This is a genomic window from Serratia ureilytica (assembly GCF_017309605.1).
GTDB classification, from domain to species: Bacteria; Pseudomonadota; Gammaproteobacteria; order Enterobacterales; family Enterobacteriaceae; genus Serratia; species Serratia ureilytica.
On the sequence record NZ_CP071320.1, the window covers coordinates 4067606 to 4080423 of the forward strand.

Annotated in this window: 13 protein-coding genes and 1 tRNA gene; 7 read left to right on the top strand and 7 right to left on the bottom strand. The window is 59.1% G+C overall.

The annotated features are described in order from the left end of the window. Positions 1-79 precede the first annotated feature (79 nt). Positions 80-253, bottom strand: coding sequence for a hypothetical protein (locus J0X03_RS24220; RefSeq protein ID WP_230358661.1), 174 nt, complete (start codon positions 251-253; stop codon positions 80-82). On the opposite strand from J0X03_RS24220, the gene J0X03_RS24225 reads away from it, so the two are divergent. The 6 genes from J0X03_RS24225 (at position 171) to J0X03_RS19270 (ending at position 6206) form a co-directional block, all read left to right on the top strand. Next, the gene (locus J0X03_RS24225; protein ID WP_230358660.1) at positions 171-413 is read left to right on the top strand and encodes a winged helix-turn-helix transcriptional regulator; all 243 of its coding nucleotides are present in this window, start codon (positions 171-173) and stop codon (positions 411-413) included. The genes J0X03_RS24220 and J0X03_RS24225 overlap by 83 nt on opposite strands. Positions 414-569: 156 nt before the next feature. Then, positions 570-2171, top strand: a complete 1602-nt coding sequence (locus tag J0X03_RS19250; protein WP_160204004.1) for an ABC transporter substrate-binding protein — start codon at positions 570-572, stop codon at positions 2169-2171. Between the two features lie 277 nt (positions 2172-2448). After that, entirely contained in the window at positions 2449-2973 is a 525-nt protein-coding gene (cybB, locus tag J0X03_RS19255) for a cytochrome b561 (RefSeq protein ID WP_129993281.1), read from the top strand. Between the two features lie 53 nt (positions 2974-3026). Beyond that, positions 3027-4313 (top strand): hypothetical protein, encoded by a 1287-nt coding sequence (locus J0X03_RS19260; RefSeq protein WP_160204003.1) that lies wholly within the window; start codon positions 3027-3029, stop codon positions 4311-4313. Then, on the top strand, positions 4310-5485 hold the full coding sequence (locus J0X03_RS19265; RefSeq protein ID WP_122016486.1) for a hypothetical protein: 1176 nt from the start codon (positions 4310-4312) through the stop codon (positions 5483-5485). The genes J0X03_RS19260 and J0X03_RS19265 overlap by 4 nt, the downstream gene beginning before the upstream one ends. A gap of 16 nt (positions 5486-5501) precedes the next feature. After that, on the top strand, positions 5502-6206 hold the full coding sequence (locus J0X03_RS19270) for a hypothetical protein (RefSeq protein WP_122016487.1): 705 nt from the start codon (positions 5502-5504) through the stop codon (positions 6204-6206). A 3-nt stretch (positions 6207-6209) separates the two neighbouring features. Here the strand turns inward: J0X03_RS19270 and J0X03_RS19275 are convergent, their stop codons facing one another. Beyond that, the gene (locus J0X03_RS19275) at positions 6210-7307 is read right to left on the bottom strand and encodes a hypothetical protein (protein ID WP_033641987.1); all 1098 of its coding nucleotides are present in this window, start codon (positions 7305-7307) and stop codon (positions 6210-6212) included. A 501-nt stretch (positions 7308-7808) separates the two neighbouring features. Here J0X03_RS19275 and J0X03_RS19280 point away from each other — a divergent pair. Then, positions 7809-8342, top strand: coding sequence for a hypothetical protein (locus tag J0X03_RS19280; protein ID WP_033641986.1), 534 nt, complete (start codon positions 7809-7811; stop codon positions 8340-8342). Positions 8343-8392: 50 nt separating this feature from the next. On the opposite strand, the gene J0X03_RS19285 is transcribed toward J0X03_RS19280, so the two are convergent. From J0X03_RS19285 to proB, 5 genes are all read right to left on the bottom strand, one after another. Then, a complete protein-coding gene (locus tag J0X03_RS19285) occupies positions 8393-8611 on the bottom strand; it encodes a TM2 domain-containing protein (protein ID WP_033641985.1) in 219 nt (72 codons plus the stop codon). 429 nt (positions 8612-9040) lie between these two features. Continuing rightward, positions 9041-9820: an alpha/beta hydrolase gene (locus J0X03_RS19290; RefSeq protein ID WP_047572521.1), complete on the bottom strand. Its 780-nt coding sequence runs from the start codon at positions 9818-9820 to the stop codon at positions 9041-9043. Between the two features lie 262 nt (positions 9821-10082). Beyond that, positions 10083-10158, bottom strand: a tRNA-Thr gene (locus J0X03_RS19295). Positions 10159-10340: 182 nt separating this feature from the next. After that, positions 10341-11594, bottom strand: coding sequence for a glutamate-5-semialdehyde dehydrogenase (gene proA / locus J0X03_RS19300; protein WP_015376739.1), 1254 nt, complete (start codon positions 11592-11594; stop codon positions 10341-10343). Positions 11595-11603: 9 nt separating this feature from the next. Then, entirely contained in the window at positions 11604-12707 is a 1104-nt protein-coding gene (gene proB, locus J0X03_RS19305) for a glutamate 5-kinase (protein ID WP_033651028.1), read from the bottom strand. Positions 12708-12818: the final 111 nt, after the last annotated feature.

Genomic DNA, 12818 nt, shown 5'->3' on the forward strand with positions numbered 1-12818 from the left:
GCTGCTATGCTGTGGCTTTATCGCACCCTTGGCAATTACGCACCTGAAGGTAACCCCCAATGGCTTATCCCGGCGACGTCTATTCGAGCAAGTGCTCCGCGCGCGATGCGCTGGCGCTGATTTCCGGCAAGTGGGTGATGTTGATCCTGCCTGCGCTGGCGCAGCGGCCAATGCGCAACGGCGAACTGCTGCGCCGCATCGACGGCATTTCGCAGAAGGTGCTGACGCAAACGCTGCGCCAGTTGGAACGCAACGGGCTGCTCGAGCGGCTGGATTTAAGTGAAAAAAAATCAGGCACATGTGGAATATCGGCTCAGCGCCGTCGCCTGCTCGCTGGTCGAGACGCTGACGGCGCTGGACCGCTGGGCGGAATACCATTTCCCCGAGCTGGACGCCGCTCGCGAGCGCTATGATGCCGACCGCAAGCGCGAGACCCAGTAAAGCGGTTTGGCAAGCAACGCGCGGCGCACAGAATGCGCAGGTGAGACGCTTGTTCCCCGTCTCGCCATCCGTTATCTATAGTTAAATCAATTCGCCGGTAACGGCCCACTCCACCTGAGGATCTTGCCTTGACGTTTTTAAAACACCCTATCGCCGGATTGGTGCTGGCCGGCTGCGGCCTGTTGTCGGCGGGCAGCGCGCTGGCCGCTTCCGATGCGCTGGTGTACTGCACCGTCGCCTCGCCGGAATCGTTCAACCCGCAGCTCTCCAGCTCCGGGCCAACCTTTATCGCCACCTCGCAGGTGCTGTACAACCGCTTGGTGACGCTGCGCGAAAGCGATAAAACGCCCGCCCCGTCGCTGGCCACCGAGTGGAGCGTCAGCCCGGACGGCAAGACCTACACCTTTACCCTGCGCCAGGGCGTGAAATTCAACAGCAACAAATACTTCACCCCAACGCGCGACTTTAACGCCGAAGACGTGGTGTTCACCGTGATGCGGCAGAAGGATCCCGCCAACCCGTATCACAAGGTCTCCGGCGGCAACTATGAATACTTCACCGACATGGGTCTGGATAAGCTGATCACCAAGGTGGAAGCGGTGGACGAACACCACGTGCGCTTCACGCTGAGCCAGCCCAACGCCGCCTTCGTCGCCGACTGGGCGATGGATTTCGCCTCGATCCTGTCCGCCGAGTACGCCGACGCGATGCTGAAAAAGGGCACGCCGGAATACGTCGACAACTGGCCGATCGGCACCGGGCCGTTTGCGCTGCAGCAGTACAAGCAGGATTCGCTGATCCGCTACATCGCCAACCCGCACTACTGGCAGGGCGAAGTGGCCAGCAAGCACCTCATCTTCTCGATTACGCCGGATCCGCAAACCCGGCTGGCCAAGCTGAAAACCAACGAATGCCAGATCATCCCCGCGCCGCTGCCGGAACAGTTCGCCGCCATCAAGGCCGACGGCAACCTGCAGTTGCACGACATTACCGGGCTGAACGTCGGCTATCTGGCGTTCAACACCCAGAAAAAACCGTTCGACAACCTGCTGGTGCGTCAGGCGCTGAGCTACGCGGTGGACAAGAAAGCGATCGTCGCCGCGGTGTTCAAAGACAGCGGCACACCGGCCAATTCGCTGCTGCCGCCGGGCATGCTGGGCTACAACGATAAACTGCCGGAGTACGCCTACGATCCGCAGAAGGCGCGCGAGCTGCTGAAGCAGGCCGGGCTGGAGCAGGGTTTTGAGACCGACATCTGGTCGATGCCGGTACAGCGCCCTTACAACCCGAACTCGAAGCGCATCGCCGAGATGATCCAGAGCGACTGGGCGAAGGTGGGCGTGAAGGCCAAGATCGTCACCTGGGAGTGGGGCCAGTATCTGGCCGGGCTGCGCAAAGGCGAGCAGCAGAGCGCGCTGTACGGCTGGGTATCGGACAACGGCGATCCGGACAACTTCGCCACCCTGCTCGGCTGCGCCGGGGTGCAGAGCGGCGCCAACGTGGCGCGCTGGTGCGATAAGGATTACGACCGGCTGATCCAGCAGGCGATCCAGGAGAACCAGCCGCAGGCGCGCGCCAAGCTGTACCAACAGGCGCAGGTGATCTTCGCCAAACAGGTGCCGTGGCTGCCGCTGGCCACCGGCAAAGTGTTCTACGCCACCCGCAGCAACCTGAGCGGCTACGTGGTGGACGTGAACGGCAGCGATTTCGTCAAGGCCAAATTGAACTGATCCCAGGCGCCGCAGCGAGGGCTGCGGCGCAACCCGCGTCATCGCTTAATAAGCTACCGGCCTCGGAATCTACCGCCTGTTAACTTCATACCTTACGACGCTCACGGCCTCCCCTGCCGTCAGGCGCATACCCCACTAAACCAATAGCTTAATAAGTGAGTTGAGCCTGGCGTTTTGCCTAAATTGCGCGCACGCGCTTTCCTCCGATGTAACATTTCGTTACCATCGACGCACAGACCCTTTAACATCAAAAGGTAACCCGGTGCAGAACACCTACATGCCGTGGCAAATTCGCCTGCACTGGCTGGTGGCGATCCTGCTGGTCATCACCTGCGTCACCATCGAGCTGCGGGGCTTTGCCGAACCGGGCAGCGCCCCCTGGTACGTGCTGGTTGTCACCCACTTCAGCTGCGGCGTAACGGTATTTGCGCTGATGATCGCCCGCCTGTTCCTGCGCTGGCGCCACCCCTCGCCCGCCATCGCGCCCAAACCGCCGAAGTGGCAAACCGGCCTGGCGCACCTGACGCACACCCTGATCTACCTGCTGCTGCTGACGCTGCCGGTGCTGGGGGTCTATTCGCGCTATCTGGGCGGCAAAGAATGGTTTCTGTTCGGCCTGCCGATGCCGTTTGCCGACGTGGCCGATCGGCCGCAGGCGCGGGCGATTATCGGCTGGCACAAAACGCTGGCATCATTCGGCTACTGGCTGATCGGCCTGCATGCCGCCGCCGCGCTGTTCCACCACTATATCGTCAAGGACAATGCGCTGGTGCGCATGCTGCCGTTGCTGAAAAAGCGCTGATTACCCGGCGCCAGGGATGAATTTTCGGGCCACGCCCGCCGACAGGGAATGACATGCAAACCCAATTTTTTCATGTGACCGTCGAACAATGCGCCTGCCAGCAGACGGCGCCCGACAATCTGGTGAGGATCATCGCCTCCGGCCAGACGTTCTTTTTTTATCGCGATGACTTCAGCGACAGCGAAAATCTGCTGGCCACGCTCGCCGCCGGCGATCGGGTGAAGATCGGCGCCCACCGCCTGCGGGACGGCAGCTACTGGCTGCACTGGCTGCTGCACGGCACGAAAGGCCGCCTGGAGCCCGACAGAACGCTGAAATACAAGCTGAAATACTTCGCCCTGCTGCTGCTGGGCGTCGTGATGGCCGGCGGTTTCCCGGCGGGCTTTTTCATCATGGACCGGGAAGACTCCTGGCTGACCATCGTCCTGTTCTTTATCGCCATCATCGCCGGCCTTATCGGCATCGGCCTGGTGCTGTTCGTCGGCTCAGAGCTCCTGTTGATTGCGCACCGCGGCCGCAGGCGCCTGCTCAGGGCGCTGGATCGCGTGCTGCTGGGGCAAGACGTCACGCCGCCCGATTCGCTCAGCCTGAAAATCCCCGGCATCAGATACCGGGCCGTCCGCAAAGACGCCGTGCCGACGACCGCACCGCTGCAGACCGCACTTCCCCTTCCTGACGGCGTCGAGGCCTCCGGCATCGAGACGGTCAACGCCCTGAGCTACGAACTCCGCGACTATAAGCTCCCGCGGCAGGTGCAGTATTTGGACACTTATGCGTGGCGCCAGAAGGAGACGCACTTCGCGTTGACGACCCGCGCGCTCAACGTTCCCAATACCAAACTGCATCCGGTATTTCGTCGGCAACATCCGCTTTTCATCGCCAAAGGCGATCCGCTGCAGGTGCTGTATTGCGAAAACGACACCGTCCCCGAGTTGCCGACGGTGCGGGGGATCATCAATCACCGCGACCGCCAGACCTATCTTATCGGCGGCAGCCGCTACTTCACCGAAGCCGGCCTTAACCTGAGCGCACGCGTCGTCTTCATCCTCGGCGCGATCATGATGTGTTTGATGCTCGGCATGATCGTGTGGGATAACGCCGATACCCCAGCGGGCTTTTACCTGGATGCCTGGACCCTGAAGCGCCTCGGCAGTGAATTGCCGCCGATTCTGCTGCTGATGATGCTGATGATCAGCGGCCTGGCGCTGCTGATCGAGGGCTTCGCCCAGATCTGCCGCCTCTACGCTTTTGAGCAGCACCGCACGTTTAAGACGTTCAAATACCTGCGCCATCTGCGCCGCAGGCTATGGCGGCAGGAACAGGTGACGGAGCTGAAATGATGACGTTAGCGCTTTATAAAAGACCCCTTATTATCCTGACGCTGTTTTTGGCCAGCGCGCTGGGCGTCTATTTCCTCGCCCCTGAACAACGCTATGCACAGTGGCAATGGACCCAGAGCGACGAAGCCTTGCCGACGATAGCCCGTTACGATCTCATCCACAGCTACCCGGCGCAGAACGGCGCTCTGCTGCTCATCAGTAAAAGAAGTGAGACCAGCGCCTACAACAGCTTCTACGGCTGGGCGGCCAACTACCTCAGCCAGGTGTTATTCACCGGCCCGAAGGGGTTGCAGATGCTGGGGCAACTCGACGAGTTGATCTACGATGCGGTTTGCGTCGAGCAGGAGTGCGTGCTTTTTCTGTCCAAAGGGCGCCGGCTGGTCGATGTGCAACGGGGCACCATCGGGGCGCTGATCCCCTGGCCGGAGGGTGACGACAATCTGCCTTCCTTTATCGGCGGCAAACTGGCGGCGCTGTCGGGAAAGCGCGCGCTGTATTTCATCAGCACCGAAGGCGTATTCTACAGCCCGGACTTTGGCGCCCATTGGCGGCAGACGCTGGATCTGCCGGCGCTGTTGGATGAGCGACAGCTGCTGGGCTTTGAGCGCGGCGAGGAGGAGTCACCGACGGCTTACGCCTCCGGTAAGCGCAAATCCATGCCCGAGATCTTTACCGCCGTTGATGGCGATCGCGTGCTGTTTTGGATGAACCCGGTGCTCGGTTCCGGCGCCTTGCACATTGCCGTTAACGGCAAAACCGGCGAGGTGGCCGAACTGCATTGGCTAACGGTGCGCGTCAAGGAAAGCGCGCAGGCGCCGGATGGCGGCATCTACCTGATCGCCCAAACGCTGGACAGAGGGCTGTATCAGCTTCTGCGGTATCAATCCGACGGGCAGTTGGCGGTGCTGTTGGAAAACGGCGATAAATCGCTGTATCAGCTGTGGGCGGGCAACGACAAGCTGGTCGCCCAAACGGATAACGGCGATGCGCGTCTTTCGCTGATTTTCGATCTGCGCTCATCCGAAGTGCGCTACCGACAGCCGTTGGAGTACCGCTACAACGGGCGCGACGACACGCGCCAAACCGTGATCGAACCGGAAAGCCACTATGGCGATGACGGGGAGACCCCGGCGCTGCCCTACTTCGTTCGCTATCGATCCACCACGCCATGAACATGAGGAACCTGCCATGCTGTTAGGCTATGGCGCCGGCGCCGCAGGATTGCTGGCGCTGTTGTTGGCCCTGCTGCTCGCCGGCATCCTGATCGCCTGGTGGGGCCGGCGCTACATCGCCGCCCGCTGCGGCCGACCGCGACCGCCGCTCTCCTGGGGCGGCTATCTGCTGGCCTCGGCGCTGGCGGTCTACCCGGTGGCGTGCGCGCTGATGCTGATCGGCATGGCGATCCAGGACATCAAGAGCCAGCGGGCGGAAGAACACTGGAATCAACGCAGCTACCTGACGCTCGACGAGGCAAAGCCGTTCGGTGAAACGACGCTGCCGAAAGGCAGTTGGGTAAACCGCCAGGATCCACGCCTGCCCGGCACCGAAGACAGCCCTATCACGATGAACGGCGTGACCGCCGTGCGTTTTCCTCAGCCACAGAGCGTAGCCGGCGTGCCGATCATCGCCTTCGAGGTTTTACCGCCGGTGATGGAGCTGGCGAGCGCGCACACCTTTACCCGCCCGAGCGGCCAAAGGGTGCACTGCGAAGCCGGTTGGCTGGTCACCTTCTTGTTGCCGCCGGATCGGCCGGCCCCGCAGTGGGAGGAGTGGCAGGCCGGGCTGCCTGCGGCGGCGTTTCGGCCCAGCGACTGGATCTTTAGGGAGTGCTTCTCCGGCAGCCCGATCGCGGTGCTGACCTTGCACGACGGCGAAGTCAGGGTGCTGCCCTAAGCCTTACGCCGTGGCGTTGGGCAAACGCACGGTCACGCGGTTGTTGGCCGTTGGCAACTGCAGCGGCGTTTCCTGCCAACTTACCGCGATAACCAATACCGGCGGGGCCGGCACGCGCGGCTCACGCCCGCCTGGCCCCACGCTGTAGGCATCCCATTCAATCACAAACACCCCGCCGTCTTGCGGCTCGACCCGCTCGACGAAAAAGGTGGTGTCCGAACCGCGCCCGCCCGCCGGTTTATGCGCATAAGAGAGCAGGCTGAACCACTCGCCGGCGAAGTAGAGATGGTATAGGCCATCGACGATATGCTCGCCGCGGAACTGGCAGCCGCCGACGCTCAAACCGTCACCCGACGGGGATTCCGCCACGCGTTCGAGATCGCGCACGAAGCGATCGGTCGGCCTGTTATCCAACAACAGTTCATAAGGCGGCGTGTGCAACAGCGCGGCAGGATCGTCCGCCTGGCGCAGATCCGCCGGCAACATCGCGCGCGCCGCCAGCACGCGGCCGCTGGGCAACGTGATCTCCAGCCGATCCGCCGGATCCGCTACCCACTGCGGCACCCACAGACCGCGCACAAGGTGCAACGGCGTGGCTTCCACCTGCCGACACGTCGCCCGCAGCCGCACCAACGCCTCAACGGAACCGGCGGCCAAGGCTCCCAGCTCGCGATCGGTCAACGCAGGCAGCGCATACATCGCCCGGGCGGCGGGCTCGTATACCGTCAGCTCCTCTCCCTCGCGGCTGCGGGTCGGTATCAGGCGCAGCTTGCCATCGTCCACGTCCTGCGGCGCGGCACAGGCGCCATGCACAATCGCCCCGTCGCGCAGCAGCAGCGTCCAAAAGCTGGGGCCGCCCATGCCCAGTTCCCCCACGCCGCCAATCTGCCGGTCGCTGTCGCCGGCGTGCGCCATCTCAATCGGCTGCGAACGCCAGTCGGTCTTACGCCACTCTGTCGCCTCTTCGGGTTCTTGCCCGCTTTTAGCGGCGCGCTTCGCCCATTGCAGCACGGCAAACAGCGCGATGCACAGCACACCCCAAACCGAGTGATCCTGCCAAATCAATAACCAACCGACGATCAAAAGCGCCCAGGCGGCCATGGCGATATCCTTTTCGAAGAGAAAACCGCCTGATTCTAGCTCAGGCGGTTAGTGGGGTTGAAGCCTATGCCATGAATAATTAGCCGTTAAATAGAAAGGTAATAATTTCAGCGTTATTTCTGTGACTATGAAGATCACATAAATAATGCTTCACTGCGTGATTCCAACATAAAAACATAACCCTCTGTATCTCAATAAATATTTATTACTCGATTAAGAAACAGAAAGCGTAACGAGGAAAAAAATCGCAATAATTTGTACATATCCTAAACATTGACTATGTTTAGACATACTATTTATATGCAGGAAAAAATACGAATAAAAAATCAGACAGGCGCTTAAAAAATTAACACCACCTTGCTTACCGCGAGGAAGAAAAACTCTTTTCCAGCAATATTCCGAGGATATTTTATCTCCACGGAACGGGTCACTTTGCGTTTTATCAGGCCAATAGGCTACACACCGCAATTAATATCATTATTAGCATTCCGGAGACCGACAATGAAAATCGTTACGGGCATTATCCTTACCTCTGTAGCCGCCTTCAGCGGCGCGGCTTACGCTGCCGATGCACAACCTACCACCGGCAACGCGGAAGTGATGCTGGAACACGTGCACGCCGTGATGGAAAACGGCAGCCCGGCGCCGCAGCACGACGCCGCCTGCCAAAAAGAACTTTCCATGCCGGAATCGAAATATATGGGCATGAAGGTCAAAACCGATTACACCATCAACAGCAGCACTATGATGATGTCGGCCAAGTCGATGTTCCCATCGCCGGATTCCATGAAACCCATGGAGCTGACGGTCGATCTCTCTGCGCTGGGCCTGGCGGATATGTATGCCTTCGGCGCCTTTAAACCGGCTGCACTACCGCAGGCCTATATTTATTTCACCATCGACAAGGATTTTAAAAATCCGGTCAGCACCTTTATGATCATTAACCAAGGCAAGCAATATAACTGCGTGATCTCCAGCTCGAATAAAATGATGAGCAAAGAGATGCGCGGCAAGATGATGATGAAGAAACAGTAACGGAATAAAAAACGGCGCTTCCCGCAACAGGAAGCGCCGTCAAAAAAACCTTAAATCAGACCAGGATTGTATTTCTGGTTGAACTTCTCTTCCGATTGGAACAGATAAATAATGCCTTCGATAAAGCCGACAATCGATGGGATCCCCGTCCAGCAGAACAGCAGGTAGAACAGCCCCCACCACTTCATCCCTAAGTAAAACTTGTGAATGCCCAGTCCGCCCAGGAAGATGGCCAACAGGGCCGCCGCGAGCTTGTCTTTTCTGCTCATAGTTCACTTCTCCTAACTTCTCACCGAACCACCGGCATGCCTAAAAACGGATGCCGCTCCACAGAGCGCCGCATCGCAATGCTTGAGGAGGAAAACATTCATCCATCAAGGCTCAACAGGGGTAATTATAACAGCGATTAATTAAACGGTTGTTTAACCGGCGAAAGGATAAGCAGGGGGATGCATGGAAAGTGAGGCTACAGATACTCGGTTTCGGCTCAAAAAAACACGCACGCTCGCAGGAGCTCGTCGGCATAATAGATGAGCGAAAATTATCCCGCAGCCGTCATTGTAAGAGATAAGGTTAAAACAAATTTTCATTGCCTGATATCGGCATATCGTTATAATTTTTAGTTTCCCTGGTGAATGCCTGCAGACGATTAATAGCAGCTCACTTGCAGGTGTTCAAAAAATGATTATATCACGACGCTAAAGCCCATCACGTTGAGTATTATGCGCCGCAATCGCATTCGCCATCAGTGCATAATCCTTGATGACCCCTTGGTGACGACGCCCTGAGCAGAAAATAAAATCACAGCGTTGCTCATCTTCGATCAGTTTTTTTGCCAGATGCCTGACTCGCAATTTTGGTGTTGCATTAATTCTGGTCACCCGCCCTCTTTCAGTTTCATTACTTTGCGGATGAACCTTTTCTTCATACTCGCCAATCATCAGGGTTATTTTATTAACGCTTTCAGCGATTGTTAACTTGCCATCAGGAAGCAACGCCCCATTCCCCCACCAGATCGATGGACTGGCCGCTAGATAATTTTGAAACGCGTCAGGATGGTTCAACAGCGTATAAAGTACAAAATGCCCGCCATGTGAATGACCTGCCAGCGTTTGTTTGTCTGTATTGATTGAGTAGCGTGACTCAACCCAGGGCTTAACGCATGCGGTGATAAACTGATAAAATGCCGGCGCTCCGCCACCGTCAATAAACTCTTTATCATCAGAGGGAACCGTATAGTCGCGGGTTCTTGCTTTTAGTATATCCACCCCATCCTGATAGCCGATGCCCACATAAAGAATATTGTCGTTGTTTCTACTCTGATGGCGTTCGGTCAGCTTGGAGAATTGAGTATTGGCATCGAGAAAGTAAAGCGCTTTTAAATCGCCATGCGCTTGCTTGTCATGAGCAATAAAAACCCTATAACGTTGACCATTAAAGTTAAAGTCCTTCGTTCTTGAAATCAAACATCCACGCATAACAACCTCACTTTATAAATAAGCCAGTGATTTAACATTGGCGATAATGTCTTTTCCCAGATAAGAAAAGACGGTGAGGTTCAACCGTAGCAACGTATTATTCTGCTTACGACGCTTGCTGGTTGTGTGAATGATTAAACAAACACGTTTGTATTATACCTTGCAGCATATTGCCACATAGCGATAAGCAGAAATATCAACCGCAAGCGTTGCAGACGCCAGTGCTGCGTATTTTTACTAAGGAAGGCAGTGAAACTTGAAATGGTGCCGATAATAGGAGTCGAACCTACGACCTTCGCATTACGAATGCGCTGCTCTACCAACTGAGCTATATCGGCATCGAGCCGGGCCTGCGGGGCAAGCCGGGAGTGCGTTGAACAAGGTAGACCTGCGCGCGAAATGAGTCAATAGCCGCCGGGGCGTTTGGTTGTTTTGCAAACAGCCGCACTGCAGCTACGCTGCAAAAAAAATCAGGGCGCAGCCCGCTGCGCCCTGACCTCTTTATGACCGTAATGCGGCCTTAGCTACGCACCAGATCGTCGCCGTAGCCAATCCACTTGTAGGTGGTCAGCGCGTCCAGGCCCATCGGGCCGCGGGCGTGCAGTTTCTGGGTGCTCACCGCCACTTCAGCGCCCAAGCCGAACTGGCCGCCGTCGGTGAAGCGGGTGCTGGCGTTGACGTACACCGCCGAGGAGTCCACCGCGCGCACGAAGTGCTCGGCGCTGCTGAGCGAACGGGTGAGGATCGCGTCGGAATGGTTAGTGCCGTGGGTGCGGATGTGATCGATGGCCTGATCGATATCGTCCACCAGCAGCACGTTCAGATCCAGCGACAGCCATTCGTCGTCGTAATCCTCCGCGTTCACCGGCACCACCGTCGCCGGGCCGCCCTGCAGCAGCGGCAGCGCGTTTTCCGCCGCGTGCAGCGTCACGCCCGCCGCCGCCATTTTGGCGCTCAGCGCCGGCAGGAACTCGGCGGCGATGCTGCGGTTCACCAGCAGCGTCTCCAGCGAGTTACAGGCGCTCGGGCGCTGGATCTTGGCGTTTTCAATCACCGTCAGCGCCTTGTCGAAATCAACGTCGGCATCCACATAGGTATGGCACACGCCGATGCCGCCGGTGATCACCGGGATGGTCGATTGCTCGCGGCACAGCTTGTGCAGGCCGGCGCCGCCGCGCGGGATCAGCATGTCGACGTAGCGATCCAGGCGCAGCAGTTCGTTCACCAGCGCGCGATCCGGGCTGTCGATCGCCTGCACCGCCGCCGCCGGCAGGCCGCACTGTTCCAACGCCTGCTGGATCACTTTCACCGTCGCCTGGTTGGTGTTGTGCGTCTCTTTACCGCCGCGCAGGATCACTGCGTTGCCGGTTTTCAGGCACAGGCTGGCGACGTCGATGGTGACGTTCGGCCGCGCCTCGTAAATCACGCCGATCACGCCGAGCGGCACCCGCCGGCGCTCCAGCTTCAGCCCGCTGTCCAGCAGGTTGCCGTCCAGCACGTGGCCGACCGGATCGTTCAGGCGGCATACCTGGCGCACGTCGTTGGCGATCGCCGCCAGCCGCGCCGGGGTCAGCAACAGGCGATCGAGCAGCGCTTCGCTCATGCCGGTGGCGCGCGCCTGCGCCATGTCTTGTTCGTTCGCCAGCAGGATCGCTTCACTGTTGGCTTCCAACCTGTCGGCCATCACCGACAGCACCTGATTCTTCTTCGCCGTGCTCAGCACCGCCAGCTGCCAGGAGGCCTGCTTGGCGGCCTTCCCCATCTGCTCCAGCATGCTCACTCCTTAACTGACAATCATATCGTCGCGGTGCACTGCCACCGGACCGTATTCATAACCGAGGATTTCGCTGATTTCCTGCGAGTGGTGCCCGGCGATCATACGCATCGCGTCGCTGTTGTAGCGGCTGACGCCGTGCGCCAGATCGCGCCCCGCCTGGTTGCGGATACGGATCACTTCGCCGCGCGAGAAGTCGCCCTTCACTTCGCGGATGCCTTTCGGCAGCAGTGAGCTGCCGCGCGCCATCATCGCTTCCACCGCACCGTCGTCGACGGTGATCTCACCGGCCGGCGGCGCGCCGAAGATCCAGCGCTTGCGGTTTTCCAGCGGGGTTTCCAGCGCGTGGAAACGGGTGCCCACCGGTTTGCCTTCGATCACGTCCGCCACCACGCCCGGCTTGCTGCCGGCAGCGATCACCACGTCGATGCCGGCGCGGCAGGCCACGTCGGCCGCCTGCAGCTTGGTGCCCATGCCGCCGGTGCCCAGACCGGAGACGCTGTCGCCGGCGATGGCGCGCAGCGCGTCGTCGATACCGTGCACTTCACGGATCAGTTCGGCCTGCGGGTTGTTGCGCGGATCGGCGGTGTAGAGGCCCTGCTGATCGGTCAGCAGCAGCAGTTTGTCGGCGCCGGCCAGAATGGCCGCCAGCGCCGACAGGTTATCGTTGTCGCCCACCTTGATTTCGGCGGTGGCGACGGCGTCGTTCTCATTGATTACCGGCACGATGCGGTTGTCCAGCAGCGCCGTCATGGTGTCGCGCGCGTTGAGGAAGCGCTCGCGGTCTTCCAGATCGGCGCGCGTCAGCAGCATCTGCCCGACGTGGATGCCGTAAATGGAGAACAGCTGTTCCCACAGCTGGATCAGCCGGCTCTGCCCTACCGCTGCCAGCAGCTGCTTGGAGGCGATGGTGGCGGGCAGCTCGGGGTAGCCCAGGTGTTCGCGCCCGGCGGCGATGGCGCCGGAGGTGACGATGACAATGCGGTGGCCCGCGGCGTGTTGCTGCGCACACTGGCGCACCAATTCGACAATGTGGGCGCGGTTCAGACGCAGCGATCCGCCGGTCAACACGCTGGTGCCCAATTTCACAACCAATGTCTGGCTGCCGTTCATAGTATTTCTGCCGTGTGTAATGATGAGAAGAAGAGTGCAAAGGTCTTTGTAACAGGAGAGACGCGTTATGCCAACAGGCACAACGCGAAATCAGCACAATACGTGGTCAAA